Raw genomic sequence first — 26793 nt, forward strand, 5'->3', positions numbered from 1 at the left:
GGGTTCAATCAGTCGCGGATAGTTGCTTGGTGCCGAAGATCTTGTCACCGGCATCGCCAAGGCCGGGCAGAATGTAGCCCTGCTCGTTGAGCCGTTCGTCGATCGAGGCGGTGTAGATCTCGATATCCGGGTGCGCCGCTTCGATGCGTTTGAGGCCTTCCGGTGCGGCGACCAGGAACAGGCCCTTGATGCGTGTGCAGCCGGCGGCCTTGAGCATGTCGACGGTGGCGATCAGGGTGCCGGCGGTGGCCAGCATCGGATCGACGATCAGCGCGATGCGTTCGTCCATGCGGCCGGTGAGTTTTTCGTAGTAGGCGACGGGTTGCAGCGTGTGTTCGTCGCGCTGCAGTCCGACCACGCCGACCTTGGCCGACGGGATCAACTCCAGCACGCCGGGCAGCATGCCGATGCCGGCGCGCAGGATCGGCACGATGGTGATCTTCTTGCCCTTGATGCGCTGCACGTCCACCGGGCCGGCCCAGCCTTCGATGGTCTGCTCGACCAGCTCAAGATCCTGGGTGGCTTCGTAGGTCAGCAGCGAGGCCACTTCCGAAGCCAGCTCGCGGAATTCCTTGGTGCTGATGCCGGCGCGGCGCATCAGGCCGAGCTTGTGGCGGATCAGTGGGTGGCGGACTTCGACGATTTTCATGGGCGGCTCGCATGCGTGGCTGCCCCAAAGCATAGCCGCAAAGAAAAGGGCGCCGCCAAGCTGGCGACGCCCTGGTGCTCATGACAGGCGGGCTCAGTGGCCCTTGAGGCAGCTGCTCATGAAGGTCTTGCGATCGGCACCCTTGAGCGCCTTGGTCTTGGCTTCGGCGTTACAGGTCTTCATCTTTTCGCGCTGGGCCATCTTGGCGCTGGACGCGGCCGGCTTGGCGGCGGGTGCGGCCGCCGCGCTGGTCGAGGCCGTGCTCTTGCCCTTCAGGCAGGCACTCATGAACGCCTTGTGCTCGGCCCCCTTCTTGCCCTTGGACTGGTGGCTGCAATCGGCCATGCGTTGCTGCTGCGGGGTGAGTGTCTTGGTGGCCGGAGCGGCGTAGGCGGTAACAGTGGCGAGTGCCAGCACGGCACTGGCGGCAAACAGGCTGAGTCGCATGGTCATGGTGCTTCCTCCTGAAGATGGACCGGCGGGTGCCGGCCGTCGCAGTTTATGCCTGTGCGATGGGCCAGCGGAAGCGGTCTTGTACGGGATCTGCGACCCATGTTCAGGAAGCGGAAACGTCGACGGCCCGGAGCATGGGCTCCGGGCCGCCGGTGGTTTGCCCGAGGGTGTCAGGCAGCCTTGCTTTCGGCCTTGCGCGGACCTTCCAGCAGGGCGTGGCGCACGTGGGCGACGATCAGGTCGACCTCGGCACTGGTGACGTTGAAGTGCGGGGTGAAACGCAGCGAATTGGCGCCGCCGTGGATCACGCCCACGCCGTGCTCGCGCAGGTACTCCTCGGTGGAGCCGGCGCCGTAGCACTTGAACTGCGGGGCCAGCTCGCACGAGAACAGCAGGCCGGTGCCCTGCACCTTGGTGATCAGGCCGCCCAGTTCGTCCTTCAGCGTGTTGAGCTTGTCGACGAACTCCTTGCCACGGGCACGGATGTTGGCGCGCACTTCATCGGAAAGCTGGTCGAGCGTGGCCAGCGCCACGTCCAGCGCGCGCGGGTTGGCGGTCATCGTGTTGCCGTAGATGCCCTTGCGGTACAGCGCGGCGGTGCGTTCGCTCACGGCCAGCACCGACAGCGGATACTGGCCGGCGTTGAGCGCCTTGGAGAAGGTTTCCATGTCCGGCGCGGGCAGCTTCTCGAAGCCGGGGTAGTCGGTGATCGACAGCACGCCGTGCGCGCGCAGGCCGGCCTGGATCGAATCCACCAGCAGCAGCGAGCCGTGTGCCTCGGTGAGCCTGCGCGCCGCTTCGTAGAACGCCGGCGTCACCGCGCGACCCGGGTCGCCTTCGCCCATCACCGGCTCCAGGAACATCGCCTCGATGAACCAGCCGTGCTTGTCGGCATCGGCGAACACGGCTTCGAGCTGGGCCACGTTGTAGGGCTCGACGGTCAGCACGCTGTCTTCGTGGCGGTAGCTGGCCAGGTACTGCTGATAGGCCTTGCGCGAGGAATCGGAGTACAGCGCCGGACGGTCGGTGCGACCGTGGAAGGCGCCCTTCACCGCCACGCGCTTGATCGTGCGGCCGGCATAGCGGCCACCGGCGTCGGTCATCGCCTTGGCATTGACGTCGGCGATGCGGCAGGCCAGCGTCACCGATTCGGAGCCGGAGTTCAGGCACAACTGGCGCGCGTACGGGTTGCCGCCGCGGGTGCGGCCCAGTTCGCGGTTCAGCGCCTTGGTGAAGCGCAGCTGCGCCACGCTCGGTGTCATCACGTTGGCCATCACCTGCGGACGCGCCAGCGCGGCGTCGATGGCCGGGTTGTTGTGGCCGAAGCCGAGCATGCCGTAGCCGCCGTTGTCGTGCAGCACCGCGCCCTTCAGGGTGACGATCCACGGGCCGCGCGCGGCCGCCGGCAGGTACGGGTTGATCGCATCGTCCGGATAGAAATTGACGAAACCGGTCTGCGCCTGCGTCAACTGCTCGGCTTCATCCAGCTTCAGGAAGTCGGCCAGCTCGCTGCGCAATTCACGATGATGCGCCACGGCGGCACTCACGGCTTCGCCCAGCATGGGATCGACGGCAGCCATCCGCTCGATGGTGGCGTCGTCCAGGCCGGTGGTACGCGGCTTGCCGCCGAATTCGCGCAGCTCGCGCAACTGTTCGATCAAACCCATGGTTTCCTCCTCGAAATCCATCGGCGCCTCTCGCACCCAGCGCGAAGCAGGCCGATGTGTATCTGTGCGTGAGCGGGCGTTGTCGTGGGGACTGCGCGCTCATGAACGCCGAGCATAACGCGCCGGCCGGGGTGGCCGGTACCCCCGGCATGACGGCTGTCATGCGCGATGACTGACGCCGGTGACTGCGGCCAAGCCCTTGATCCGCCTACGCTGCAATGCAAGGAGGAAGGCCCCATGACCGAATCGCCCACAGCCGTCGCTCGCCTCGCCGGCGCCGTGAAACGCTATGACAAACACCTCGCGCTGGATGGCGTCGACCTCGTGTTGCGCCGCGGCGAACTGCTGGCGTTGCTGGGCCCCAACGGGGCCGGGAAAAGCACCAGCATCGGCCTGTTGCTAGGGCTGATCCGGCCCGACGCCGGCCACGTTGAGTTGTTCGGCGTCGACCCGCAGCGGATCGACGCGCGCCGGCGCATCGGCGTGATGCTGCAGTCGTCGAACCTGCCGCCGACCCTGCGCGTGGGCGAGTTGCTGCGCCTCACCGCCAGCTATTACCCCGCGCCGCGCCCGCTGGCCGAAAGCGCCGCGCTGGCCGGCATCGCCGACCTGCTGAAGCGGCCCTACGGCAAGCTCTCCGGCGGCCAGCAGCGGCGCGTGCAATTCGCGCTGGCGCTGTGCGGCCGGCCCGAGCTGCTGTTCCTCGACGAACCCACCGTGGGCATGGACATCGACGCGCGCCAGAAGCTGTGGGCGGCGATGCGCCGGCTGGTCGCCGACGGCTGCTCGGTGGTGCTCACCACGCACTACCTGGAGGAGGCCGAGGCGCTGGCGCAGCGCGTGGTGGTGCTGGACAAGGGCCGCGTGCTCAGCGAGGGCAGCGTGGACGAGCTGCGCGCGAAGGTGGCGCTGTCGCGCATCCGTTGCGTTAGCGATCTCGATGCCGCCGCCGTGGCGCGCTGGCCGCAGGTGGCCTCGGTGTCCTGCGCTGACGGCCGGCTGCAGGTCGCCACCGCCGACGCGGTGGCGGTGGTGCGCCGCCTGCTCGACGCCGACCCGGCCCTGCGCGAACTGGAAGTGCAGCGCGCCGGCCTGGCCGAGGCGTTCACCGAACTCACCCGTGACACCGACCTGCCGGAGGCTGCCTGATGAATGCCGTGACCGTTCCCGTTGCCGCGCCGTCCGTGACCGCCGGCATGCCGCCGCACCGCGTGCTCGGCGCCTATCTCGCCGAGGCGCGCAGCGAATGCCTGCGCTACATGCGCGCGCCCGGCTTCATGCTGCCGATCCTGCTGTTCCCGGGCATGTTCTACCTGCTGTTCGGCGTGGTCATGGGCAAGTCCGAGGGCGCCGACGCGGCGCGCTACCTGCTCGCCAGCTATGGTGTGTTCGGGGTGATGAGCCCGGGCCTGTTCGGCTTCGGCGTGTCGCTGGCGATCGAGCGCGAAGGCGGCCTGCTCACCCTCAAGCGCGCCCTGCCGATGCCGCCGGGCGCCTACCTGCTGGGCAAGATGCTGATGGCGATGGCCGCCGCCGCGGTGGTGGTGCTGTTGCTGCTGGCGATGGCGGCGGGGCTGGCGCACGTGGCGCTGGCCCCGCGGCAGGTCGCATTGCTGCTGCTCACCGGCGTGCTCGGCGTGCTGCCGTTCTGCGCGCTGGGCATGTTCGTGGGCACGCTGTTCAAGGGCCAGGCCGCGCCGGCCATGCTGCAACTGATCTACCTGCCGATGTCGTTCCTGTCCGGCCTGTGGTTCCCGCTGTCGATGATGCCCCGGGTGCTGCAGCAGATCGCGCCGGTGTGGCCGAGCTACCACCTGGACCGCCTGGCGTTGGCCGCGGTGGGCATGGGCCAGGATGCGGCGTGGCCGCACGTGCTGGTGCTGGTCGGATTCGCCGCGGTGTTCCTGCAGCTGGCGGCGCGGCGGCTGCGCCGGCACGGCTGAAGTGTTGCCTTGACTGGCGGTAGCATGCGGACATGAGCAACATGGATCACCGTTCCGGCAACACGCGATGGCCCGCCTGGCTGCGCCCGGCGCCGGGTTCTTCGGCGGCGGCGATGCGCGCCGCGGGCCATTCGCCGTGGTCCTACGCATGGAACCTGCTGTGGTCGTTCTGGGTGTTCCTCGGCCCCTTTTTCCAGCCCGTGGAAGCGGGCTTCTGGTGGTCGCTGGCGCTGGGCTATCCGCTGTTCCTGCTGATCTTCCTGCTTTCTTGGGTGCGGCCGGTCGCCGAGGTGGGCGGCTACGTCGGCGCGCTGGTGGTCCTGACCGCGCTGTCGATGCCGTGGAATCCCGCCGGGTGGACGTACGCGGTGTTCGCCTGCGCGATGGTGCCGTACCAGGGTTCGTGGCTGGCCAGCGCGACGAAGATGGCGGTCATCCAGGGCTTGCTGGTACTGGAGGGCATCTTCCTGCACTGGCCGTGGTACGCCTTCCTGATCCTGGTCGGCGTATGCACCAGTACCGGCGCTGGCGCGCTGGCGGGGCGCATCAACTGGGACAAGAACACCCGGCTGCGCCTGTCGCACGAGCAGATCCGCCAGTTGGCCGCCACCGCCGAGCGCGAGCGCATCGGCCGCGACCTGCACGACCTGCTCGGCCACACGTTGTCGCTGATCACGATGAAGCTGGAGCTGTCGCGCCGACTGCTTGATCGCGACCAGGCGGCGGCGCGGCGCGAACTGGCCGAAGCCGAGGAGGTGGCGCGCCATGCGTTGGCGGAAGTGCGCGCGGCGGTCACCGGCATCCGTGCCGCGGGCATCGCCGCCGAGCTGGCTTCGGCCGCGCTGTTGCTGCAGACCTCCGGCGTACAGCTCGACCAGCACCTGCAGGTCGCGAACCTTCCCGAATCGATCGAATGCACCTTGGCGCTGGTGTTGCGCGAGGCGTCCACGAACATCGCGCGGCATGCGCGTGCGACGCTGGCGCGGGTGTCGCTCACCCGCACCGGCGACAGCGTGCGGTTGTGCATCGAGGACAACGGCCACGGCGGCATCCGCGCCGCCGGCAACGGCCTGAGCGGGATGCGCGAGCGCGTGCAGGCGCTGGGCGGCCGCCTGGAACTGGATTCGCCGCCGGGCGGTGGTACGCGGCTGGAGATCGACGTGCCGCTGGCGGCGCCCGCCATCGTGCGGGACGTCGACATGCCGCGCGCCGGTACGCTGGCATCCGCACGGGTGCGGCACGCCACATGATGCCCGCCTTCCTCGCCCGCTGGTTCACCCCGGCGCCGGATTCCGGCGTGGCCGACGACCTTCGCTGCGGCAAGTCGCCGTGGGCCGACAGCGTGCACTTGCTGTGGTCGGTGTGGATCTTCGTCACGCCGTTGTTCGACCAGGGCACGGACGGCGGCTACACGCGGACCTGGTGGCTGCTCACACTGTCCAGCTACCCGGTGTTCCTGCTGTTGTTCGCCAGAATCCAGCTGGCGTCGCGGCGTACGACGCATTTCTACGCCTGGGCCATGGCGGCACTGTGCTTCGCGTTGTTGCGCTGGTACCCGAGCAGCCTCAGCTATTTCGTCTATGCCTGCGTGATGTTGAGCCATTGCCGGATGCCTCTGCGCGTCCGGCTGGCTCAGTTGCTGACGCTCAACGCGATGTTCGCGGTGCTGGCATGGCGGGTCGGTTATCCGGTGGCCCTGCTGGTGGTGATCCCCGCCTCGGCGATGGGTGTCAGCGCCATCGTCATGGTCGAGAGCGTCTACAAGGAAAAGGACGCGGCGTTGCGCCTGTCGCAGGACGAGATCCGCCGGCTGGCGGTGTTGGCCGAGCGCGAGCGCATCGGCCGTGACCTGCACGACCTGCTCGGCCACACGCTATCGCTGGTCACGTTGAAATCCGAGCTGGCGCGCAAGCTGGCGCTGGTCGACCCGCCGCGCGCGCAGCGCGAGATGGAAGAAGTCGAGCGCGTCTCGCGCCACGCACTGACCGAGGTGCGCGCGGCGGTCACCGGCATGCGCCGCAGCGATCTCGCTGCCGAACTGGTCTCCGCACGGCTGATGCTGGAAGCCTCGAACATCGCGTTCGGTACCGACGCGCCGGCGACGTGCGAGCTGCCGCCGGACGCCGAGGCCTCGCTGGCGCTGGTGCTGCGCGAGGCCGTCACCAACATCCATCGCCACGCGCGCGCCACGGCGGCGCGGGTGGATTTCTCCAGCAGCCCGGAAGGCTTCCACATGCGCATCAGCGACAACGGACGCGGCGGTCTCGCCGCCCACGGCAACGGCATCAGCGGCATGCGCGAGCGCGTGCGCGCGCTGGGCGGCACGCTCGCCATCGATTCGCCCGCGCGGCGCGGCACTGCACTCGACGTGGCCATACCGCTGCAGCGTTCGCCGAAGTCCGTCGAGCGCGATGCGCCGGTCGCATCGATGGCGCTGTCGGGTCCGGGGGGCGTCGCATGATCCGCGTATTGCTGGCGGAGGACCAGGCGATGGTGCGCGGTGCGCTGTCCGCGCTGCTCAACCTGGAATCCGACATCGAGGTGCTCGGCTCCGCCGCGGACGGCGAGGAAGCCTGGCGCGAACTGCAAAGGCTGAAGCCCGACGTGCTGGTCACCGACATCGAGATGCCCGGCCTGACCGGGCTGGAGCTGGCGCAGCGCATCCAGCGCCACGACGAGTTGCCGGTGAAGGTCATCATCGTCACCACCTTCGCACGCCCCGGCTTCCTGCGTCGCGCGCTGGACGCGGGTGTATCCGGTTACCTGCTCAAGGACGCGCCGGCGGAGAACCTGGCTGAGGCCTTGCGTACCGTGCACCGCGGCGGCCGCGCGATCGATCCGCAGCTGGCGCTGGAAGCCTGGTCGGAAGCCGATCCGTTGAACGATCGTGAACGCCAGGTACTGCGTCTGGCCGGCGAAGGGCAGTCGGCCAACGATATCGCCACGCAGCTCAGCCTATCCCACGGCACCGTGCGCAATTACCTGTCCGAGGCGATTGGCAAACTCGGGGCAGCCAACCGCATCGAGGCGTATCGATTGGCAAGGCAGAAAGGCTGGCTATAGGCGCTGTCCTGGTTCGCGCAACATGTGCGAGTGCCGGCGGCAGCCGTGTTTTCACGAAGCCGGTTCGCCGGCCTGGTGATCCGCTGCCGTCACCCATTCGCCACGTCGGGCGATTCGCTTGGCGGTCCACCCCATCGCCGCGGCACGCACCAGCATGAAACCGAGGAAAGCCAGCCACAGGCCGTGGTTGCCCCATGGGCGAAGGCCGGCTGCCAGCAGCGCGAAGGCGATGCCGGCGATCAGCATGCTGTCGCGCATTTCACGCGCGCGACTGGCGCCGACGAACAGGCCGTCGAGCAGATAACTGCCTACGGCCACCAGCGGCAATGCGGCAAGATAAGGCAGGTATGGGTAGGCGAGGCTGCGCACCTTGGCGATGTCGGTTTGCAGGTCGATGAAAACCTTTCCGAACAGCGCGAAGAACATTGCGAACAGCACGCCGCCAAGCAGCGACCAGCCACCCGCGACCACCAGCGCTCGGCGCAGTGCCACCGGGTCGCCACGCCCCAGCGCGTGGCCGGTCAGTGCCTCGATGGCGTTGGCCAGGCCATCCAGCGCAAACGAAGCCACCAGCAAGCCGTTGAGCAGCAGCGCATTGGCGGCAACCATGCCGTCGCCCAGACGCGCGCCCAGCACGGTCACCGCAAAGAACACGCCCTGCAGCACCAGGCTGCGGATCAGGATGTCGCGGTTGACTGCCAGCAACGGCTGCCAGCTTTTCCACCGACCCATGACGGAGGCATGCAGCCGGCCCGGATAACGACGCAGTTGCCCTGATACACCAAGCAGGCCGACCAGCGCGCCGGTCCATTCGCCGATGACCGAGGCCAGGGCAATACCGCCAACCCCGCGGTGCAGGCCCAGCACCAGGATCAGGTTGAAGGCGATATTGACCGCGTTGGTGATCACCGTGACGCGCAGCGCCATACCAGCGTTCTGCATGCCCAGGTACCAGCCGACGAGTGCATAACCGAGCAGCGCCGCCGGCAGGCCGGCCAGGCGAACGTGCAGATAAGTGACGGTGAAACCATCCAGTCCGGCCGAAGGTTTCATCAGCTCCAGCACACTGGGCAGCAGTGGCAGTGCCAGCAGCAGGATGACGCTGGCCAAGGCGCCCGCAAGCAGCAGCGCCTGCAACAGCACGCGACGCAGCGTGTCGCCGTCGGTGCGACCTGCGGCCTGCGCGGCGAAGCCGATCGTGCCCATGCGCAGGAACCCGCAAATCAATACCGGCAAGCTGTACACCGCACTGCCGACGGCCACGGCGCCAAGCTGCTCGGCGTGCGGCAGATGGCCGGCCACGATGCTGTCGACCAGCGACACCAGCGGTACCGTCAGGTTGGAGGCGATCATCGGGCCGGCCAGCCGCCATACCTGACGGTGCGTGGGCCGGTGAAGCCAGTCGCGCTGCAGTGATTGCATGGAAAAACCGTTGCCCGGGTCGCGGCATTCTCCCATCCGCCGTGCATCGCTGCCCATGCGGGCGAGTGCGCGGAGGGTGCCAGCGGTCGGTGGCTGCGGGATAATGCGCGCCTGCCCGTAGGTCGCGGGCGCCCCTTGAGCCGATCTTGAAGAAGTCCGATTTCAATTTTGATTTACCGCCCGAGCTGATCGCCCAGGCACCGTTGCCGGAACGCTCGGCCAGCCGCCTGCTGCTGCTGGATGCCGCCGCGGCGAAGCGGCAAGATCGCATGTTCCGCGAGCTGCCGGAGTTCCTGAATCCGGGCGATCTGCTGGTGTTCAACGACACGCGGGTATTGCCGGCGCGCCTGTACGGCCGCAAGGACACCGGCGGCGCGGTGGAAATCCTGATCGAGCGGGTTACCGGCGCCCACGAGGCGGTAGTGCAATTGGGCGTCAGCAAGAAGCCGAAGGAGGGCGGCCGGATCGAGCTGGCCGACGGCAGCCACGCCACCGTGCTGGGGCGCGACGAGGGCTTCTTCCGGCTGCGCTTCGAATCGCCGGAGTCGCTGGAACGGCTGCTGCTGAAGCTCGGCGAGATGCCGCTGCCGCCGTATATCGAGCGGGCCGCCGATGCCAGCGACATGGAGCGCTACCAGACCGTCTACGCGCGTGAGCCCGGCGCGGTGGCCGCGCCCACGGCGGGGCTGCATTTCGACGAAGCCCTGCTGGCCAAACTACATGAACGCGGCGTGGATTTCGGCTATGTGACGTTGCATGTGGGCGCCGGCACCTTCCAGCCGGTGCGGGCGGACGACATCAGCGACCACCACATGCACAGCGAATGGCTGAACGTGGGGGCGGGCCTGATCGAGCAGATCCACCGCACCCGCGCCGCGGGTGGCCGGGTGATCGCGGTGGGCACCACGGTGGTGCGCGCGCTGGAAAGTGCCACTGCCGAAGGGCAACTGCGCCCGTTTGCCGGCGAAACGCGGATCTTCATCTTCCCGGGTTACAAGATCACCAGCATCGACGGCCTGATCACCAATTTCCACCTGCCCCAATCGACCCTGCTGATGCTGGTCTCGGCGCTGGCCGGTCGCGATTACATGCTGGATGCGTACCGTCACGCGGTGGAGCAGCGCTATCGCTTCTTCTCGTATGGCGATGCGATGCTGATTTTGCCCCAAGGCGCCTGAAACTTTCCCTCTCTCCTGCGGGGAGAGGGCAGGGTGAGGGGCGGGTGCTCGCGGAAGCGCTCCAAAGGAGAGCGTCGGCGCAAGATTGGCCCCTCACCCCAACCCTCTCCCCGGAGGGGAGAGGGAGACAGTCGTGCGACCTGCGATAATGGGGGAATGACTTCCCTCAAATTCGACCTTCTCGCCACTGACGGCGCGGCGCGCCGTGGCCGCCTGAATTTTCCCCGCGGCACGGTGGAGACGCCGGCGTTCATGCCGGTGGGCACCTATGGCTCGGTGAAGGCGATGACGCCGCGCGACATCACCGATATCGGCGCCGAGATCATCCTCGGCAACACCTTCCACCTGTTCCTGCGCCCCGGGCTGGACATCATCGGCAAGTTCGGCGGGCTGCATCGCTTTATCGGCTGGGACAAGCCCATCCTCACCGATTCGGGCGGTTTCCAGGTGTTCTCGCTGGCGCACAAGCGCAAGCTGACCGAGGAAGGCGTGACCTTCGCCTCGCCGGTGGACGGTTCGAAGGTGTTCCTGTCGCCCGAAGTGTCGATGAAGATCCAGACCGTACTGGACTCGGACATCGCGATGATCTTCGACGAGTGCACGCCGTACCTGGTCGATGGCGCGCCGGCGACGCAGAAGCTGGCCGCGGATTCGATGGAGCTCAGCCTGCGCTGGGCCGCGCGTTCGCGCCAGGCTTTCAATGAACTGGGCAATCCCAACAACCTGTTCGGCATCGTGCAGGGCGGTGTCTACGAGCCGCTGCGGCGGCGCTCGGCCGAGGGGCTGGTCGACATCGGCTTCGACGGTTATGCGGTGGGCGGCCTGGCCGTGGGCGAGCCGGAGGAAGAGCGCAATCGCACGCTGGATTTCACCCTGCCGATGCTGCCGGCGGACAAGCCGCGCTACCTGATGGGCGTGGGCCGGCCCGAGGACATCGTCGAGGCGGTGCGCCGTGGCGTCGACATGTTCGATTGCGTGATGCCTACCCGCAACGCGCGGAATGGCTTCCTGTTCGTGCCGGAAGGCACGTTACGCATACGTAACGCGAAATTCGCCGACGATACGCGGGTAATCGAAGAGGGTTGCGACTGCTACGCCTGCGCCAACGGCTTCAGCCGTGCCTATCTGCGCCATCTGGACCGCTGCAACGAGATCCTGGCCAGCCAGTTGGCCACCATGCACAACCTGCGGCATTACCAGCGGTTGATGGCCGGCTTGCGCGAGGCGATTGCCGCGGGCAAGCTGGACGACTTCGTGGCCGCGTTTCATGCGCGGCGAGCGGGGGCTGTCGTTTAGGGAGAGCACGACGAACAACGTGTTTTTTGCCCGTCATTCCAGCGAAAGCTGGAATCCAGCGCCTCCAATCCGTTGAACGCAAAAGTCACTGGATCCCAGCTTTCGCTGGGATGACGAGCAAAATCGGGGGTGACGAACAACATCAGGCCACCCCTCTGGTCGCTGCATCGGGGAACCCGCAGGGGCTGCCAGGGTTCCCACTTGTATCGTGGCTTGCCCGCCCCGATACCGGACGGACGTGACCGTGCATGCCCATTGGCGCAGTGCATGGCTTGGGGGGGCGTGGCATAATCCACGGTCTTTTACCGGGTGCCCGGCAGAAAATCCTGCCGGCTCCATAACTTGCGAGACAAGCTGATGAGTCTTTCGTTGCCCTTCGTGATCGCCCAGGCCGCACCTGCCGGTGCCGCTGGCGGTGGTGTGTCCATGATCATCTTCATGGTGGTGATCTTCGGCGCCATGTATTTCATGATGATCCGCCCGCAAACCAAGCGGCAGAAGGAGCATCGCGCGATGGTCGCAGCCCTGGCCAAGGGCGACGAGGTGGTGACCAACGGCGGTATCGCCGGTCGCGTGGACGAGGTGGGCGAATCGTTCATCACCGTCGAGATCGCGGCGAACGTGAAGATCAAGGTGCAGAAGGGGGCGGTGTCACAGGTGCTCCCCAAGGGCACGCTGAAGTCGGCCTGAGACAAAGGTTGCCCACGGATCGGGCTTTCATTGTGAAACGCGGCCAGGACGGCCGCCTCCTGACTTTAGCGGCCACGGACGGTTGCCCAGGGATTTCCCAGACATGAGTGATTTTCCACGCTGGAAGTACGCGCTGGTCGCCATTGCGATGGTGCTCGGCATTCTTTACGCGCTGCCCAATGCATTTGTGCCGTTGTCGGCCGTGCAGGTCGCTGCCACGCACAACGCCCCGGTCGACGCGGCGCTGGAGCAGAAGATTGTCGCCGAGTTGCAGAAAGACAAGATCGCCTACCAGAACATCACCCTTCGGCACGACAAGGCCAAGGGCGACAACATCCTGATCGGCTTTGCCAACGGCGACCTGCAGAAGAGCGCGGCCGATGCGTTGAAGCCGGTGCTGGGTGATGACTACACCGCGGCGTTCAACCTCGAATCCACCGTGCCGCACTGGCTGCAGGCGATTGGCGCGCGTTCGATGCCGCTGGGCCTGGACCTGCAGGGCGGTGTGCACTTCCTGATGCGGGTCGATCAGAGCGACGTGGTCGACAAGCAGGAGGTGCGCTACACCGAGGACATCACCGCGCTGCTGCGGGAAAAGAAGATCCACTACACCTCGGTTACGCGCAACAGCGTGCATGGCAAGGGTGTGGTCGTGGTGCTGCCCACGGAGGCCGACCGCAAGGCCGCTTCCGACGAGATCGCCACCAGCTTCCCCGACCTCGATGTCACCAATGGCCCCAATACGGGCGACCGCTATGTGCTCAACGCGGTGGTGAAACCCGACAAGCTGCGCGAGCTGGCGCAGAACACCATCAAGGAAAACCTTGGCACGTTGCGCAACCGCATCAATCAGCTGGGCGTGTCCGAACCGCTGATCCAGGCGCAGGGCGACAACCAGATCGTGGTCGAGCTGGCCGGTGTGCAGGATCCGACCGAAGCCAAGCGCGTGATCGGTGCCGTGGCCACGCTGGAATACGTCGCCGGCCTCGGTGGCCCCGGCGACCCGGCCACCCAGGATGCCGTGCGTACCGGCAACATCCCGCCGAACGCGCACCTGTACTACGGCAGCCATGGCGAGCCGTACCTGGTCAGCAAGCGCATCATCGTCAGCGGCGATGAACTGGTGGATGCCTCGTCAGGCAGCGACCCGGACAATGGCTCGCCCAGCGTCAACGTGTCGTTGAACTCGGTGGGCGCCAAGAAGATGCTCGACTTCACCCGCGACAACGTCGGCAAGCCGATGGCGGTGGTTTACGTGGAGCGCGTCACCAACACCAAGATGGTCGACGGCAAGGAAGTCATCACGCCGAAGATCACCTACAAGGTGATCAACTACGCCACCATCCAGGGCGTGTTCGGCAGCAAGTTCCAGACCAACGGCCTGTCCAGTCCGAAGGAAGCTTCCGAGCTGGCGCTGCTGCTGAAGGGCGGCTCGCTTGCCGCGCCGATGGACATCGTGGGGCAGAGCGTGATCGGTCCCAGCATGGGCAAGCAGAACATCAGCAAGGGTCTGGACGCGGTGCTGCTGGGCCTGGCGCTGGTGCTGATCAGTGCGGCGATCTACTACAAGCTGTTCGGCGTGGTGGCCGATATCGCGCTGTTCTTCAACCTGGTGATCCTGATCGCGGTGATGTCGATGATCGGCGTGACCCTGACCATGCCGGGCATTGCCGGTATCGTGCTGACGCTGGGCATGGCGATCGACGCGAACGTGCTGATCTGCGAACGCGTGCGAGAGGAATTGCGCAACGGCTCCACGCCGCTGGCCTCGATCCGCGCCGGCTACGAGAAGGCGTGGTCGACCATTCTCGACGCCAACGTCACCCACCTGATCGCCGCGCTGGCACTGACCACGATGGGCTCGGGCGCGATCCGCGGCTTCGGCGTGACCTTGCTGATCGGTATTCTTACCTCGCTGTTCACCTCGGTGACGATGACGCATGCGATCACCGCGCTGCTGCATGGCGGTCGCAAGAAGCTCAAGACACTTTCGGTGTAACGGGGAAGCGGACGCTATGGAAATTTTCAATCACAACAGCAATATCCACTTCCTCGGCCTGCGCAAGTTCAGCGTCGGACTGGCTGTGTTGCTGGTCGTCGCATCGATCGCATTGCTCGCCACCAAGGGCCTCAACTACGGCCTGGACTTCACCGGCGGCGTATCGATCGAGGCGCATTACACGCAGGCGGTCGATACCAATGGCGTGCGCGACACGTTGATCAAGGGCGGTATCGAGGACCCGGTAGTGCAAAGCCTGGGCGGCACCCGGCAGGTGCTGATCCGCTTCCAGCCCAAGGACGACACGCACAACCCGCCGAAAGACGGCAAGGTCAATCTCGACCTGGTCGCTGCCGATGTCAGCAAGGCCTTGCAGGCGGTACGGCCGGACGCCAAGGTGGTCAGCCGCAGTTACGCCAGCCCGCAGGTGGGTGCCGAGTTGCGCAGCAGCGGCATCGTGGCGGCAATCTTCGTGATCGTCGGCATTGGCCTGTACCTGTGGATCCGATTCGAACGCCGCTTCGCGGTCGCCGCACTGGTGACCGAAGTGCACGACGTGCTGGTGACGCTGGGCGTGCTCGCGCTGTTCCAGCGTGAGTTCGACATGACTGCGTTGGCTGCGGTGCTGGCGGTGATCGGTTACTCGATCAACGACAAGGTGGTGGTGTTCGACCGTATCCGCGAGCTGTTCCGGCTGGCGCGCAAGGCCGAGCCGGAGGAAATCCTCAATCGCTCGATCAACAGCACGCTGTCGCGAACCATCATCACCTCGTTGTTCACCGGTATCGCGATGGGCGCGCTGTTCTTCTTCGGCGGTCCGAGCGTGCACGTCTTCGCGGTGACCATGTTGATCGGCATCGTGGTGGGTACGCTGTCGTCGATCTTCGTGGCCAGCCCGATCCTGTTGTGGCTGGGCGTGTCGAAGAAAGACCTGATGCCGGTGACCAAGGAAAACCCGGAGCTTGCAAGAAGGCCTTGAGCCAGCATCGCCCGCAAAGCGGGCGATGATGCCCGATGGGTGGGTGAGGCAGCCCTCCTAAACGAAAAACGGCCCGGTCTCACACCGGGCCGTTTTCTTTTGCACGTCCGCGACGCGATGCGCATGTGTGGAGCCCGCCGGCGGGAGATGTTTTTGCAGCATGCCGAAGAGCATCGCCCGCGTGCGGGCTCCTACGCGTGGGACAAGTCGGCTTCCAGCTCGGCCAGTCGCTGCGGCGTGCCTACATCGGTCCAGTCGCCGCGATAGTGGCTGCCGCCGAGTGCGTTCACCGCCATCGCCGCTTCCAGCAACGGTCGCAGTTTGAAGCGTGGCGGTTTCGCATCCGCACCTGCGGCATGGCCCACGGTTTCAAGCCAGCCGTCCAGCAGCTCGCGGCGAAATACGCCGATGCCGCTGTAGGTCAGTCGGGGGGCGCCGTCATCGTGCAATTGACCCTGCTCATCCAGCCGGAAATCACCGTTCGGATGATGGGCCGGGTTGTCGACCATGACCAGGTGCGCCCGTCCCGTCGGCTCGGCGGGCAGGGTGGTCAGGTCCAGGTCGCACCAGATATCGCCATTGATGGCCAGGAACGGTTCGTGCCCCAGCAACGGCAGCGCGTTCAACATGCCACCACCGGTTTCCAGTGGAACCGGACCTTCGTAGGCATAGCGGATGCGCAGGCCCCAGCGCGAGCCGTCACCCAGCGCTTCGGGAAACTGTTCGGCCAGGTGCGAGGTGTTGATCACCACGTAGTTCAGGCCTGCCGCGGCGAGTCGTTCCAGATGCCACTCGATCAGCGGTTTGCCACCTGCCGACAGCAGCGGTTTGGGCGTGCGTTCAGTGAGCGGGCGCATGCGCTCGCCAAGGCCGGCGGCGAAGATCAGCGCGTGCCTCATGCGCCGGCGGCCTGGGTCAGGTCGCGGCCTTTGGCGTGGCGTTCGAGCAACGCGACGAAGTCGGCCAGTTCCGGATAGCTGCGCGCCACCGACACCACGTAGTGGTAGACCGTGGGCACATCGGCGAGATAACCGGGTTTGCCGTCGCGATACCACAGCCGATAGAACTGCCCCAGCACGCGCACGTGGCGATGCAAGCCGGTGAGGTCGAACCAGCGCAGGAAACGTTTCGGGTCGACAGCGGTGCCGATCACGCCGGCGTCCAGCAGTCGCTGCCGATAGGTTTCGACCCAGCCTTCCACGCGTTCACGCGGCCAGACGATGTAGGCATCGCGCAACAGCGAGGCGAGGTCGTAGGTGACGGGGCCGGCCAGCGCACCCTGGAAATCCACGATGCCGGGCGTGTTGTGTTCGACGATCAGCAGGTTGCGGCTGTGGAAATCGCGGTGCACGAACACGCGTGGCTGTTCCAGCACGTTGCGGATGATCACGTCGAAGGCCGCCTCCAGCACGTCCCATTCGGCGCAATCGGGCGTGTGGCCCAGATGCCGTTGCAGGAACCATTCCGGCATCGTCTCCAGCCCGCGCACCAGCATGGCGTGATCGAAGGGTGGCAGCTCGTCGCAGGACACCTGCGTCTGCATGCGCAACAGCGCGTCCATCGCGTCGTCGTAAAGCCGGTCCGCGCTGGCGTCGTTCAATGCGGGAAGGTACAGCCGCGAACCGAGATCCTCGATCAGCAGGAAGCCCTGCACGAGATCGGTGGCTTGCACCGCCGGCACGTGCAGGCCGGCGGCGGCGAGTCGCTCGCCGATGGCCAGCCACGGGCGTGGATCTTCCTGCGCCGGCGGCGAATCCATCACGATCCAGCTTTTGCCGTCGTGCCGGGTACGCCAGTAGCTGCGGAAACTGGCGTCGGCCGAGGCGGGCTCCAGCACGAGCGAATCGTCGCCAAGGGTGGCGCGGGTCCAGGCGAGGCGGGCGGTGGTGCGATCGGGCAATGGGGGCATGGCTAAGCTGGCATCGAACGGCTTTGCCAGCTTAGCCGCACGTTGCTGGTCTGGCGAGCAGCCACCCGGCGGTGATCCGGGTGGCGCCGGGCGCAGTTACAGGAGCGTGCCGCCGGAGGCTTCGATGCGCTGGCCGGTGACCCAGCGATTCGCGTCGTCGAGCAGGCTGGCGATCATCGGACCGATGTCGTCCGGAACGCCGGCACGGCCCATGGCCGTCATCGAAGCGATGAAGCGGTTGAGCTCGGGGTTGTCGCGCACCGCGCCGTCGCCGAAATCGGTTTCGATGGCACCGGAGGCCACGGCGTTGACGGCGATGCCGCGCGGCCCGAGTTCCTTCGCCAGGTAACGCGTAAGCACTTCGATGGCGCCCTTCATCGCCGCATAGGCCGCATAGCCGGGCAACGAGAAACGCGCCAGGCCGCTGGAGATGTTCACGATGCGGCCGCCGTCGCGGATCAGCGGCAGCAGGGTCTGGGTGAGGAAGTACACACCCTTGAAGTGCACGTTGCACATGTCGTCGAAGCCGGCTTCGGTGGTTTCCTCAAAGCTGGCGTGGTAACCGCTGCCGGCGTTGTTGACGAGATGGTCGAAGCGCTCGCGGTTCCACTGCGCGTGCAGCACGCGGCGGATTTCATCGGCGAAGCCGCCGAAGCTGGCCACGTTGCCGGCGTCCAGTTGCAAGGCAACGGCCTTGCGGCCGAGCGCCTGGATTTCCGCCACGGCGGCGTCGGCTTCGCTGCGGTTGGAATGATAGGTGAGGATCACGTCCACGCCACGCCGGGCCAGCGCGATGGCGGCGTTGCGGCCAAGGCCGCGACTGGCGCCGGTGATCAGGGCGATCTTCGACGCGTTGTTTGCGCTTTCCGTTGTCATGGGTGTCTCCGGGAGTGGGGTGCGGGAAGGGAGTCACTCTAGGCTCGGGGTGGCGCGGACTGAATGCCGGAACTGACGAGTTTCTTGCCTGATCCTGCGGGAGCGGCGGATGGCGCCTGGTATCCGTTGCACAATGCGTTCTCGGCCGGTGTGGCCGGCAAGCGGAGTGTTCCAGCGATGTCCTCGGCCCTGAAACTTGCCTTGAATCGCCAGATGAATCGACTGGGCGGCGGCGATGGTCCCTTCGCCACCGCCGTTGATGGCCTGTATTTGATGCGTGCCACCGACGCGACCTTGCCGGCACCGCGAATCTATCGCCCGGCGCTGTGCATCGTGGCTCAGGGCGCCAAGCAGGTGATGCTGGGCGAGTCGACGTTTAACTACCGCGAAGGGCAGGCGCTGGTGATTGGCCTGGAGCTGCCGGTGCTGGGGCGGGTGGTCCAGGCCAGCGCCGAACAGCCTTTCCTTGGCCTCAACCTGGATCTGGACGTGCAGGTCATGCGCGATGTGCTGGCCCAGCTCGATCCGCCACCGCGCCCGGGCCCGGACGCGTCCGGCGTATTCGTCGGTCATCTTGGCGAAGCGTTGAGCGACTGCGTGCTGCGCTTGTTGCGCCTGCTGGATACACCCGAGGCCATCCCGGTGATCCAGCCGGGCATCATGCGCGAGATCTGCTACTGGCTGCTGACCGGGCCCAACGCGGGCGAGGTCTGCAAGATCGCGCTGCCCAATGGGCCGACCGAACGCATCGCCGGGGCGATCCATCAGCTGCGCGAAGACATCACGCGGGCGGTGCGCATCGACGCGCTGGCGGCCGCCGCGAACATGAGCCCCTCCACGTTCCATCAGCACTTCAAGACGCTGACGTCGATGACGCCGCTGCAATACCAGAAGCAATTGCGCCTGCTCGAAGCGCGGCGGTTGATGTTGGCGGGCGAGGCCAACGCGTCAGGCGCGGCTTACCAGGTCGGTTACGAAAGCGCCTCACAGTTCAGTCGCGAGTACGCACGCATGTTCGGCACGCCGCCGAAGCGCGACGTGGCCGTGGCGCGGCTGTCGCCCGCGATCTGAGGATCTGCTCGAACGCTTCGGTAACGAACATGCGGATGGAGGAGCCCGCTGGCGGGCTCCTCCATCCGCTTCCGTCCTGCCTTGATGCTGGCCGGAGTTCTCAACTCAGGTTGTACGCGCGCTCCTCGTGCTCGGCCAGGTCCAGGCCCATCTGTTCCTGTTCGGTGCTCACGCGCAGGCCCAGGGTGCGATCGATCAGTTTCAGCAACACCCAGCTCAGCACGGCGCTCCAGACGATGGTGAATGCCACGCCCTTGGTCTGAGTCCACAACTGCCCGCCCAGCGACGTGACCGTGCCGAAACCGCCCAGCTTCGATGAGGCCAGCAGGCCGGTGAGCAGGGCGCCGACGATGCCGGCGATGGCATGCACGCCGAACACGTCCAGTGCATCGTCATAGCCCAGGCGGTACTTGAGCTTGGTGGCAGTGAAGAAGCACACCACGCCGGCGATCAGGCCCAGCACCAGTGCGCCGCCCGGTCCGCAGGTGCCAGCAGCGGGGGTGACCGCGACCAGCCCCGCCACCGCGCCGGAGACGATGCCCAGCACGCTGGCGCGACGATGCGCGATCCATTCGGCCGCAGTCCAGCCGATCGCGGCGGCGGCGGTGGCGATCTGCGTCACCAGCATCGCCATGCCCGCACTGCCGTTGGCCGCCACCGCCGAGCCGGCGTTGAAGCCGAACCAGCCCAGCCACAGCAGGCTGGCGCCGATCACGGTGTAACCCAGGTTGTGTGGCGGCATCGGCGTGTGCGGCCAGCCGCGACGCTTGCCGATCACGATGCAGGCGACCAGCCCGGCGATGCCGGCATTGATGTGCACCACGGTGCCGCCGGCGAAATCGATCACACCCAGGTCACCGAGCAACGAGCCGGGGCCGCCCCACACCATGTGCGCCACCGGCAGGTAGACGATGGTGAACCACAGCGCGCTGAACCACAGCATGGCGCTGAATTTCATGCGCTCGGCGAAGGCGCCGATGATCAGCACCGGCGTGATGATCGCGAAGGTCAGCTGGAACATCACGAACACGCTTTCCGGTACCGTCTGGTAGCGCGATGCCGGGGTCAGCCCGGCCAGCAGCGCGCGATCGAGTCCACCCACGATCGAGTGCAGGTTGAATACGCCGGCGTGCATGCCCTCGGTACTGAAGGCCAGCGAATAGCCGTACAGCATCCACAACACGGTCACCAGCGCGGTGATCGCGAAGCACTGCATCATCACCGAGAGCAGGTTCTTGGTGCGCACCATGCCGCCGTAAAACAGCGCCGCGCCGGGGATCGTCATCATCAGCACCAGCATGCTGGCGACCAGCATCCAGGCGGTATCGCCGCTGTTGATGGCAGGGGCGGTGGATTGCGCAAAAACCGGCGTGGCCGCCAGCATGCCGGCGGCGATCAGCGTGGCGAATCCGGCGATCCGGCGGCCATGGCCGCCGGCGCATCGTGGCGTTTTCGTATCAAAGCGCATCAGCGTCGACCTCCTGCGTGCGGATGCGGATCACCTGTTCCAGCTCACTGACGAAGATCTTGCCGTCGCCCACCTTGCCGGTGCGCGCGGCCGCGGTGATCGCCTCGATCACCTGCTCAGCCTGCTCGTCGGCCACGGCGACCTCGATCTTCAGCTTGGGCAGGAAATCCACCACGTATTCGGCCCCGCGGTACAGCTCGGTATGCCCGTGCTGGCGCCCGAAGCCCTTGACCTCCGTGACCGTCATGCCCTGCACGCCGGCTTCGGCCAAAGCCTCGCGCACGTCGTCCAGGGTGAACGGCTTGATGACTGCAATGATCCACTTCATGTCCTGCCCCTCGCTGGCTACCCTGTTGCAGCACAGCAGGTTGCGTGCCATCGAGGGGAATGCGTTGCGGGGCAACGCCTGGCGGGCTTTGCAGGGTGGCGTTTGGCGGCCGTGCTGCCGATTCGAGTGCATGCATTGCGCCGATGTGGTGCAAACCCGATGGACGTCCATTTGACCGCGCCGAGCCGAATCAGTACCATTTTGGTCTGGATTAAGAGGCCGAGTCCCCGTACCCCCATGCTTCGTGTCAGCCGACTCACGGATTACGCCACGGTGGTGATGACCTGCATCGCCGCCCACCCCGGCGACGTGCTCAGCACCGCGCAGATTGCCGACGAGACGCACCTGGAATTGCCCACCGTCAGCAAGTTGCTGAAGTCGCTGGGTCACGCCGGGCTGGTGGACTCGTTCCGTGGCGTCAATGGCGGCTACCGGCTGTCGCGCCCGGCCGGCGAGATCAACCTGGCCGAGATCGTGGAGGCGCTGGAAGGCCCGATCGGCATGACCGAATGCGGCATCACCCAGGGCCAGTGTGATCGCGAGGCGCAGTGCGGCGTGCGCGGCAGCTGGCAACGCATCAACAGCCTGCTCGACGGCGCGCTGCGCGCGGTAAGCCTGGCCGACATCCTGCGGCCGGCCACCCCGTGCAAGGAAGTGACCGTGGACATCAGCACATTGAAAGGCAGAACCATCGCATGACCAGCGAACGCAGCGACCACATGCTCGGTGACACCGGGGCCACCGTGCTTCGCGACAACGCCGAGGTTGCCGAGGCATTGGGGCGCAGCTACAGCGCCGGCTTCGTCACCGAAATCGAAAGCACCGGCCTGCCGCCTGGCCTGAACGAGGAAACCGTGCGCCAGATCTCCGCGATCAAGCGCGAGCCGGAGTGGATGACCGAGTGGCGCCTCAAGGCGTTCCGCCACTGGCTGACCATGCCGCAGCCGGACTGGGCCAAGCTGAAGATGGCGCCGCAGGACTACCAGGCGATCAGCTACTACTCCGCACCCAAGGTGGCGCCGAAGTCGCTGGACGAAGTGGATCCGGCGCTGCTGGAAACCTACGAGAAGCTGGGCGTGCCGCTGCACGAGCGCGCGGCGCTGGCCGGCGTGGCGGTGGATGCGGTGTTCGACTCGGTGTCGGTGGGCACCACTTTCCGCAAGCAGCTCGCCGACGCAGGGGTGCTGTTCTGCTCGATGAGCGAGGCGATCCGCGAATATCCCGAGCTGGTGCAGAAATACCTGGGCAGCGTGGTGCCGCCGGGTGACAACTTCTTCGCCGCGCTGAACTCGGCGGTGTTCTCCGACGGCAGCTTCGTGTTCATCCCCAAGGGCGTGCGCTGCCCGATGGAGCTGTCCACCTACTTCCGCATCAACGCGCAGAACACCGGCCAGTTCGAGCGCACCCTGATCGTGGCCGAGGAAGGTGCGCACGTCTCGTACCTGGAAGGCTGTACCGCGCCGCGCCGCGACGAGAACCAGTTGCATGCCGCGGTGGTCGAGCTGGTCGCGCTGGAAAAGGCGCAGATCAAGTATTCCACCGTGCAGAACTGGTACCCCGGCGACGAGAACGGCGTGGGCGGCGTCTACAACCTGGTGACCAAGCGCGGCGACTGCCGTGGCGCGGACAGCAAGATCAGCTGGACCCAGGTGGAAACCGGCTCGGCGATCACCTGGAAATATCCTTCCGTGATCCTGCGCGGCGACCGCTCGGTCGGCGAATTCCACTCGGTGGCGCTGACCCATCATTTTCAGCAGGCCGATACCGGCACCAAGATGATCCACATCGGTCGCGACACCAAGTCGAAGATCGTTTCCAAGGGCATCAGCGCCGGGCGCAGCAACAACAGCTATCGCGGCCTGGTGAAGGTGGAGAAGGGCGCCGAAGGCGCGCGCAATTACACCCAGTGCGACAGCCTGCTGATCGGCAAGCGCTGTGGCGCGCACACCTTCCCCTACATGGAGGTGAAGAACCCCAGCGCGATCGTCGAGCACGAGGCCACTACCTCGAAGATCTCCGACGACCAGCTGTTCTATTGCCGCAGCCGCGGCATCGGCGAGGAAGACGCGGTGTCGATGATCGTCGACGGCTTCTGCAAGCAGGTGTTTCGCGAGCTGCCGATGGAGTTCGCGGTGGAAGCGAAGAAGCTGCTGGAAGTGTCGCTGGAAGGTGCTGTCGGTTGATGCTTTTCCCTTCTCCCTCCGGGAGAAGGTGCCCGAAGGGCGGATGAGGGTACGGGCGGAGCGGGGCATCCTGTTCCAGCCGAACCCTCACCCCAACCCCTCTCCCGATGGGAGAGGGGCTCAAGATCAGGAACAACCATGCTGAAAATCGAAAACCTGCACGCCCGCGTCGAGGGCAAGGAAATCCTCAAGGGCCTCTCGCTGACGGTGAACCCGGGCGAGGTGCACGCCATCATGGGGCCGAACGGCGCCGGCAAGTCCACGCTGGGCAACGTGTTGTCCGGCCGAGACGGCTACGAAGTGACCGCCGGCAGCGTCACCTACAACGGCGTCGACCTGCTGGCGCTGGAGCCGGAGGCGCGCGCCGCGGCCGGCGTGTTCCTGGCGTTCCAGTATCCGGTGGAAATCCCCGGCGTGAACAACACCTATTTCCTGCGCACCGCGTTCAATGCGCAGCGCAAGGCGCGCGGCGAAACGGAGCTGGATTCCATGCAGTTCCTCAAGCTGGTGCGTGAGAAGCTCAAGGTGATGCAGATCTCCGACGAGTTGATGCATCGCGCGGTGAACGAAGGTTTCAGCGGCGGCGAGAAGAAGCGCAACGAAATCTTCCAGATGGCGGTGCTGGAACCGAAGCTGGCGATCCTGGACGAGACCGATTCGGGCCTGGACATCGATGCGTTGAAGCAGGTGTCCGAGGGCGTCAACGCGCTGCGTTCGCCGGAGCGCAGCTTCCTGGTGGTCACGCATTACCAGCGCCTGCTCGACTACATCGTGCCCGACTTCGTGCATGTGCTGGCGGACGGACGCATCGTCGAGAGCGGCGACAAGACGCTGGCGCACAAGCTGGAAGAACACGGTTATGCGTGGCTTGCCCAGCACGGCGAGCCGGCCGGTGCGCAGGCATGAGCGAGTCGGCCGTTCCCTTTGTGGCCTCCACGCTGGCGGTGCCGCCGCCGAGCAGCGGCATCGGCTGGCTGGACGAAGCTCGACACGAGAACCTGGCCGCCTTCGGTGAAGCCGGGTTGCCCGACACGCGCGTGGAAGCGTGGAAATACACCGCGCTACGTGCGCTGTCGCAGCGCAGCTTCATCCATGGTGACGCGCAGGCTGCCACGCGCGACATCGATCCTGAAGCGTTTGCGTTGCCGGGGCTGGACGGACCGCGGCTGGTTTTCGTCAATGGCGTGTTCCGCGGCGACCTTTCCGATCTTTCTGCTCTGCCCGCCGGGCTCGCGCTGAGGCCGCTGTCGCAGGCTCTGGCACAAGACCCCGAGCCGCTGCGTTTTGCGCTGGCGCGTCGCTACAAGGAACGCGGTGACGCCTTCGCGCAACTCAATGCGGCGCAGGCCATCGATGGTGTGGTGCTGCGGGTGGCGGCCGGCGCGAAGATCGATGTGCCGGTACGACTGGTCTTCGTTGGTGTGGCGGCGGATGCCGAGCTGGCATGGCATCTGCGCAATGTGATCGAGCTGGGCGAGGGCGCCGAACTCACCCTGGTCGAGCAGCACGTGGGCAGCGGCACCGCACGCCAATTGGGCACGCTGGTGGCCGACGTGGTACTGCGCGACGGCGCGCGCCTGCAGCACACCGTGGCGCAGGATGCATCGGCGGACGCCACGCTGGTGCATCGCCATGCGTTGCAACTGGGCGCGCAGGCGCAGGCCTTGCTGCACGTGCTGGAACTGGGCGGTGCACTGGTGCGTCACGATTTGCAGGCCGATCTGGTCGGCAACGGCGCGCGGCTGGATACGCGCGGCGTGTTCGTGCCGCGCGGGCGTCAGCACATCGACACGCAACTGGCGATTCGCCACCAGGCATTGAACACCACGTCCGACTCGACCTGGCGCGGCGTGGCGGATGGCCGCGCGCGCGGCGTGTTCCGCGGCGCGATCCTGGTGGCGCCCGGTGCCGATGGCAGCGACGCCCGGCTCAACAACAAGAACCTGCTGCTGTCGGGCAGCGCCGAGATCGACACCAAGCCGGAACTGGAAATCTATGCGGATGAAGTGCAGGCCGCGCATGGCGCCACGGTTGGCCAGCTCGACGAACGCGCACTGTTCTACCTGCGCTCGCGTGGCATTCCGTTGGCCGAGGCGCGCACCCTGCTGACCGCGGCGTTCTGCCGTGCCGTGCTCGATGACCTGCCAAACGCGACGTTGCGCGAGCATCTTGCTTCGTTGTTGGCGATCAGGCTGCCAGTTTGACGACACAGAGTTTGAAGATGCGGTAGGAGCGCACCCTGTGCGCGAATGCTCTCGGCTTCCAGCAACGCCAGAGCCATCGCGCACCGGCCGCACTCCTGCACGCGGCGTACTGCGGTAAAGAGTAATCACGGAACATTGGAGACGAACATGCAAGCCAGCGCGCCAGCCTTCGACCTCGCTCGCATCCGCGCGGACTTCCCGCTGCTTGCGCGCAGCGTGCACGGCAAGCCGCTGGTGTATTTCGACAACGCCAATACCAGCCAGAAGCCGCACCAGGTGATCGAAGCGGTGGACCGTCATTACCGCGAGCACAACGCCAACGTGGCACGTGCGGTGCATCAACTTGGCGAGGAAGCCACCAGCGCCTACGAAGGCGCGCGCGATGCCTTGGCGCGTTTCATCAATGCGCCGTCGCGCAACGAAGTGGTGCTGACCTCGGGCACCACGCAGTCGATCAACCTGGTGGCCTACAGCTATGCCTTGCCGCGGCTGAAGCCCGGCGACGCGATCCTCACCACGGTGATGGAACATCACGCCAACATCGTGCCGTGGCAGCTGGTGGCTGCACGCAGCGGCGCCACGGTGAAGGCGGCGCCGATCAACGAGCGCGGCGAGCTGATCGTCGAGAAATTCATCGAGCTGCTCACGCCCGAAGTGAAGCTGGCCTGCATGGCCCACGTCTCCAACGTGCTGGGTACGGTGAATCCGGTGCGCGAGATCGCGAAGGAATGCCGTAAGCGCGGGATTCCGCTGCTGGTGGACGGCTCGCAGGCCGTGCCGCATCGTCCGGTGGACGTGCAGGCGTTGGGCTGCGACTTCTATGCGGTCACCGGCCACAAGATGCTGGCGCCCACCGGCACGGGCTTGCTGTGGGCGAAAAAGGAACACCTGGATGCGATGCCGCCATTCTTCGGCGGTGGCGAGATGATCCGCGAAGTGAAGTTCTCCGGCACCACGTTTGCCGAGGCGCCGCACAAGTTCGAGGCCGGTACGCCGAACATAGCCGGTTTCGCCGGCATGGCGGCGGCGATCGACTACTACCAGTCGATCGGCTTCGACGCGATCCGCGCACACGAGCGCGAACTGCTCGACTACGCCAGCGCGCGCCTGCGCGAGATCCCCGGCCTGCGCATCTTCGGCGAAGCCGTGGACAAGGAACCGGTCATCTCGTTCCTGCTCGATGGCGCCCAGGCGACCGACCTGGCCACGCTGCTGGACCTGGAAGGCGTGGCGGTGCGTTCCGGCCATCATTGCGCACATCCGCTGATGCAGTTCTACGGCGTGCCGGCCACGCTGCGTGCCTCGCTGGCGTTCTACAACACGCACGAGGAAGTGGATGCCTTCGTGGCGGCCTTGCTGAAGGTACGCAAGCTGCTGATGTGAATGCCGGGCCGGCGCCTGTGCGCCGACAGCGG

25 protein-coding genes are annotated in these 26793 nt (G+C 66.3%); 16 read left to right on the forward strand and 9 right to left on the reverse strand.

Going from position 1 to position 26793, the window contains the following annotated elements:
• Positions 1 to 4: 4 nt before the first annotated feature.
• The 3 genes from upp to AB7849_RS17115 all read right to left on the reverse strand — a co-directional run bounded on the left by upp (position 5) and on the right by AB7849_RS17115 (position 2769).
• The gene (upp, locus tag AB7849_RS17105; RefSeq protein ID WP_008211817.1) at positions 5 to 649 is read right to left on the reverse strand and encodes a uracil phosphoribosyltransferase; all 645 of its coding nucleotides are present in this window, start codon (positions 647 to 649) and stop codon (positions 5 to 7) included.
• A 93-nt stretch (positions 650 to 742) separates the two neighbouring features.
• The gene (locus AB7849_RS17110; protein WP_008211815.1) at positions 743 to 1102 is read right to left on the reverse strand and encodes a PsiF family protein; all 360 of its coding nucleotides are present in this window, start codon (positions 1100 to 1102) and stop codon (positions 743 to 745) included.
• Positions 1103 to 1272: 170 nt separating this feature from the next.
• The gene (locus AB7849_RS17115; protein ID WP_369501435.1) at positions 1273 to 2769 is read right to left on the reverse strand and encodes an aminotransferase class III-fold pyridoxal phosphate-dependent enzyme; all 1497 of its coding nucleotides are present in this window, start codon (positions 2767 to 2769) and stop codon (positions 1273 to 1275) included.
• Positions 2770 to 3006: 237 nt separating this feature from the next.
• Here AB7849_RS17115 and AB7849_RS17120 point away from each other — a divergent pair, with 237 nt between their 5' ends.
• Genes AB7849_RS17120 through AB7849_RS17140 form a run of 5 tightly spaced genes read left to right on the forward strand, consistent with a single transcriptional unit; the run spans position 3007 to position 7775 of the window.
• Positions 3007 to 3918: an ABC transporter ATP-binding protein gene (locus tag AB7849_RS17120; protein WP_369501436.1), complete on the forward strand. Its 912-nt coding sequence runs from the start codon at positions 3007 to 3009 to the stop codon at positions 3916 to 3918.
• Positions 3918 to 4712, forward strand: coding sequence for an ABC transporter permease (locus AB7849_RS17125; RefSeq protein WP_008215574.1), 795 nt, complete (start codon positions 3918 to 3920; stop codon positions 4710 to 4712). Before AB7849_RS17120 ends, AB7849_RS17125 begins: the two co-directional genes overlap by 1 nt.
• A gap of 41 nt (positions 4713 to 4753) precedes the next feature.
• Entirely contained in the window at positions 4754 to 5962 is a 1209-nt protein-coding gene (locus tag AB7849_RS17130) for a sensor histidine kinase (protein ID WP_037102001.1), read from the forward strand.
• Positions 5959 to 7173 carry a sensor histidine kinase gene (locus tag AB7849_RS17135; RefSeq protein ID WP_369501437.1) on the forward strand — a complete coding sequence of 405 codons (1215 nt, stop codon included), beginning with the start codon at positions 5959 to 5961 and terminating at the stop codon, positions 7171 to 7173. The genes AB7849_RS17130 and AB7849_RS17135 overlap by 4 nt, the downstream gene beginning before the upstream one ends.
• The gene (locus AB7849_RS17140) at positions 7170 to 7775 is read left to right on the forward strand and encodes a response regulator transcription factor (protein ID WP_008209409.1); all 606 of its coding nucleotides are present in this window, start codon (positions 7170 to 7172) and stop codon (positions 7773 to 7775) included. The genes AB7849_RS17135 and AB7849_RS17140 overlap by 4 nt, the downstream gene beginning before the upstream one ends.
• 51 nt (positions 7776 to 7826) lie before the next feature.
• Here AB7849_RS17140 and AB7849_RS17145 read toward each other — a convergent pair whose 3' ends face one another.
• On the reverse strand, positions 7827 to 9197 hold the full coding sequence (locus tag AB7849_RS17145; RefSeq protein ID WP_037098862.1) for an MATE family efflux transporter: 1371 nt from the start codon (positions 9195 to 9197) through the stop codon (positions 7827 to 7829).
• 146 nt (positions 9198 to 9343) lie between these two features.
• Between AB7849_RS17145 and queA the strand changes: the two genes are divergently transcribed.
• From queA to secF, 5 genes are all read left to right on the forward strand, one after another.
• Positions 9344 to 10375, forward strand: coding sequence for a tRNA preQ1(34) S-adenosylmethionine ribosyltransferase-isomerase QueA (gene queA / locus AB7849_RS17150; protein ID WP_147626686.1), 1032 nt, complete (start codon positions 9344 to 9346; stop codon positions 10373 to 10375).
• A gap of 156 nt (positions 10376 to 10531) precedes the next feature.
• The gene (tgt, locus tag AB7849_RS17155; protein WP_008209406.1) at positions 10532 to 11671 is read left to right on the forward strand and encodes a tRNA guanosine(34) transglycosylase Tgt; all 1140 of its coding nucleotides are present in this window, start codon (positions 10532 to 10534) and stop codon (positions 11669 to 11671) included.
• 357 nt (positions 11672 to 12028) lie between these two features.
• Positions 12029 to 12361, forward strand: a complete 333-nt coding sequence (gene yajC / locus AB7849_RS17160; protein ID WP_008209404.1) for a preprotein translocase subunit YajC — start codon at positions 12029 to 12031, stop codon at positions 12359 to 12361.
• Positions 12362 to 12464: 103 nt separating this feature from the next.
• Positions 12465 to 14360 (forward strand): protein translocase subunit SecD, encoded by a 1896-nt coding sequence (gene secD, locus AB7849_RS17165; RefSeq protein WP_008209402.1) that lies wholly within the window; start codon positions 12465 to 12467, stop codon positions 14358 to 14360.
• A 16-nt stretch (positions 14361 to 14376) separates the two neighbouring features.
• Entirely contained in the window at positions 14377 to 15339 is a 963-nt protein-coding gene (gene secF / locus AB7849_RS17170) for a protein translocase subunit SecF (protein ID WP_008209400.1), read from the forward strand.
• Between the two features lie 191 nt (positions 15340 to 15530).
• Here secF and murU read toward each other — a convergent pair whose 3' ends face one another.
• The 3 genes from murU to AB7849_RS17185 form a co-directional block, all read right to left on the reverse strand.
• Positions 15531 to 16238 (reverse strand): N-acetylmuramate alpha-1-phosphate uridylyltransferase MurU, encoded by a 708-nt coding sequence (murU, locus tag AB7849_RS17175; RefSeq protein WP_008209398.1) that lies wholly within the window; start codon positions 16236 to 16238, stop codon positions 15531 to 15533.
• Positions 16235 to 17248 carry an aminoglycoside phosphotransferase family protein gene (locus AB7849_RS17180; protein ID WP_008209393.1) on the reverse strand — a complete coding sequence of 338 codons (1014 nt, stop codon included), beginning with the start codon at positions 17246 to 17248 and terminating at the stop codon, positions 16235 to 16237. Before AB7849_RS17180 ends, murU begins: the two co-directional genes overlap by 4 nt.
• A gap of 96 nt (positions 17249 to 17344) precedes the next feature.
• Entirely contained in the window at positions 17345 to 18124 is a 780-nt protein-coding gene (locus tag AB7849_RS17185) for an SDR family NAD(P)-dependent oxidoreductase (RefSeq protein WP_008209390.1), read from the reverse strand.
• A gap of 84 nt (positions 18125 to 18208) precedes the next feature.
• Between AB7849_RS17185 and AB7849_RS17190 the strand changes: the two genes are divergently transcribed.
• Complete coding sequence (locus AB7849_RS17190) at positions 18209 to 19195, forward strand: AraC family transcriptional regulator (RefSeq protein WP_202799625.1); 987 nt, start codon at positions 18209 to 18211, stop codon at positions 19193 to 19195.
• A 100-nt stretch (positions 19196 to 19295) separates the two neighbouring features.
• Here the strand turns inward: AB7849_RS17190 and AB7849_RS17195 are convergent, their stop codons facing one another.
• Positions 19296 to 20663 (reverse strand): ammonium transporter, encoded by a 1368-nt coding sequence (locus tag AB7849_RS17195; protein ID WP_008209386.1) that lies wholly within the window; start codon positions 20661 to 20663, stop codon positions 19296 to 19298.
• Positions 20653 to 20991 carry a P-II family nitrogen regulator gene (locus AB7849_RS17200; protein ID WP_008209384.1) on the reverse strand — a complete coding sequence of 113 codons (339 nt, stop codon included), beginning with the start codon at positions 20989 to 20991 and terminating at the stop codon, positions 20653 to 20655. The genes AB7849_RS17195 and AB7849_RS17200 overlap by 11 nt, the downstream gene beginning before the upstream one ends.
• Positions 20992 to 21228: 237 nt before the next feature.
• On the opposite strand from AB7849_RS17200, the gene AB7849_RS17205 reads away from it, so the two are divergent.
• The 5 genes from AB7849_RS17205 to AB7849_RS17225 all read left to right on the forward strand — a co-directional run bounded on the left by AB7849_RS17205 (position 21229) and on the right by AB7849_RS17225 (position 26761).
• Positions 21229 to 21690, forward strand: a complete 462-nt coding sequence (locus AB7849_RS17205) for an SUF system Fe-S cluster assembly regulator (protein ID WP_008209382.1) — start codon at positions 21229 to 21231, stop codon at positions 21688 to 21690.
• A gap of 20 nt (positions 21691 to 21710) precedes the next feature.
• Entirely contained in the window at positions 21711 to 23174 is a 1464-nt protein-coding gene (gene sufB / locus AB7849_RS17210; protein ID WP_037098854.1) for a Fe-S cluster assembly protein SufB, read from the forward strand.
• 138 nt (positions 23175 to 23312) lie between these two features.
• Complete coding sequence (sufC, locus tag AB7849_RS17215) at positions 23313 to 24080, forward strand: Fe-S cluster assembly ATPase SufC (RefSeq protein WP_008209379.1); 768 nt, start codon at positions 23313 to 23315, stop codon at positions 24078 to 24080.
• Positions 24077 to 25378, forward strand: a complete 1302-nt coding sequence (sufD, locus tag AB7849_RS17220) for a Fe-S cluster assembly protein SufD (protein WP_369501439.1) — start codon at positions 24077 to 24079, stop codon at positions 25376 to 25378. Before sufC ends, sufD begins: the two co-directional genes overlap by 4 nt.
• A gap of 147 nt (positions 25379 to 25525) precedes the next feature.
• Positions 25526 to 26761: a cysteine desulfurase gene (locus tag AB7849_RS17225; RefSeq protein ID WP_369501440.1), complete on the forward strand. Its 1236-nt coding sequence runs from the start codon at positions 25526 to 25528 to the stop codon at positions 26759 to 26761.
• The last annotated feature ends 32 nt before the right edge of the window (positions 26762 to 26793 follow it).

It is taken from the genome of Rhodanobacter sp. FW021-MT20 (assembly GCF_041107475.1).
Lineage (GTDB): Bacteria > Pseudomonadota > Gammaproteobacteria > Xanthomonadales > Rhodanobacteraceae > Rhodanobacter_A > Rhodanobacter_A glycinis.

Excerpts from the sequence above, each read along its gene's own strand:
- AB7849_RS17110 (WP_008211815.1), bottom strand. The coding sequence starts at position 1,102 with ATGACCATGCGACTCAGCCTGTTTGCCGCCAGTGCCGTGCTGGCACTC.
- AB7849_RS17125 (WP_008215574.1), top strand. The coding sequence starts at position 3,918 with ATGAATGCCGTGACCGTTCCCGTTGCCGCGCCGTCCGTGACCGCCGGC.
- AB7849_RS17185 (WP_008209390.1), bottom strand. The coding sequence starts at position 18,124 with ATGACAACGGAAAGCGCAAACAACGCGTCGAAGATCGCCCTGATCACC.
- secF (WP_008209400.1), top strand. The coding sequence starts at position 14,377 with ATGGAAATTTTCAATCACAACAGCAATATCCACTTCCTCGGCCTGCGC.
- AB7849_RS17195 (WP_008209386.1), bottom strand. The coding sequence starts at position 20,663 with ATGCGCTTTGATACGAAAACGCCACGATGCGCCGGCGGCCATGGCCGC.
- sufB (WP_037098854.1), top strand. The coding sequence starts at position 21,711 with ATGCTCGGTGACACCGGGGCCACCGTGCTTCGCGACAACGCCGAGGTT.
- AB7849_RS17180 (WP_008209393.1), bottom strand. The coding sequence starts at position 17,248 with ATGCCCCCATTGCCCGATCGCACCACCGCCCGCCTCGCCTGGACCCGC.
- AB7849_RS17200 (WP_008209384.1), bottom strand. The coding sequence starts at position 20,991 with ATGAAGTGGATCATTGCAGTCATCAAGCCGTTCACCCTGGACGACGTG.
- AB7849_RS17140 (WP_008209409.1), top strand. The coding sequence starts at position 7,170 with ATGATCCGCGTATTGCTGGCGGAGGACCAGGCGATGGTGCGCGGTGCG.
- upp (WP_008211817.1), bottom strand. The coding sequence starts at position 649 with ATGAAAATCGTCGAAGTCCGCCACCCACTGATCCGCCACAAGCTCGGC.
- AB7849_RS17145 (WP_037098862.1), bottom strand. The coding sequence starts at position 9,197 with ATGCAATCACTGCAGCGCGACTGGCTTCACCGGCCCACGCACCGTCAG.
- AB7849_RS17205 (WP_008209382.1), top strand. The coding sequence starts at position 21,229 with ATGCTTCGTGTCAGCCGACTCACGGATTACGCCACGGTGGTGATGACC.
- AB7849_RS17135 (WP_369501437.1), top strand. The coding sequence starts at position 5,959 with ATGATGCCCGCCTTCCTCGCCCGCTGGTTCACCCCGGCGCCGGATTCC.
- murU (WP_008209398.1), bottom strand. The coding sequence starts at position 16,238 with ATGAGGCACGCGCTGATCTTCGCCGCCGGCCTTGGCGAGCGCATGCGC.
- sufD (WP_369501439.1), top strand. The coding sequence starts at position 24,077 with ATGAGCGAGTCGGCCGTTCCCTTTGTGGCCTCCACGCTGGCGGTGCCG.
- AB7849_RS17130 (WP_037102001.1), top strand. The coding sequence starts at position 4,754 with ATGGATCACCGTTCCGGCAACACGCGATGGCCCGCCTGGCTGCGCCCG.
- tgt (WP_008209406.1), top strand. The coding sequence starts at position 10,532 with ATGACTTCCCTCAAATTCGACCTTCTCGCCACTGACGGCGCGGCGCGC.
- yajC (WP_008209404.1), top strand. The coding sequence starts at position 12,029 with ATGAGTCTTTCGTTGCCCTTCGTGATCGCCCAGGCCGCACCTGCCGGT.
- AB7849_RS17120 (WP_369501436.1), top strand. The coding sequence starts at position 3,007 with ATGACCGAATCGCCCACAGCCGTCGCTCGCCTCGCCGGCGCCGTGAAA.
- AB7849_RS17115 (WP_369501435.1), bottom strand. The coding sequence starts at position 2,769 with ATGGGTTTGATCGAACAGTTGCGCGAGCTGCGCGAATTCGGCGGCAAG.
- secD (WP_008209402.1), top strand. The coding sequence starts at position 12,465 with ATGAGTGATTTTCCACGCTGGAAGTACGCGCTGGTCGCCATTGCGATG.
- AB7849_RS17225 (WP_369501440.1), top strand. The coding sequence starts at position 25,526 with ATGCAAGCCAGCGCGCCAGCCTTCGACCTCGCTCGCATCCGCGCGGAC.
- sufC (WP_008209379.1), top strand. The coding sequence starts at position 23,313 with ATGCTGAAAATCGAAAACCTGCACGCCCGCGTCGAGGGCAAGGAAATC.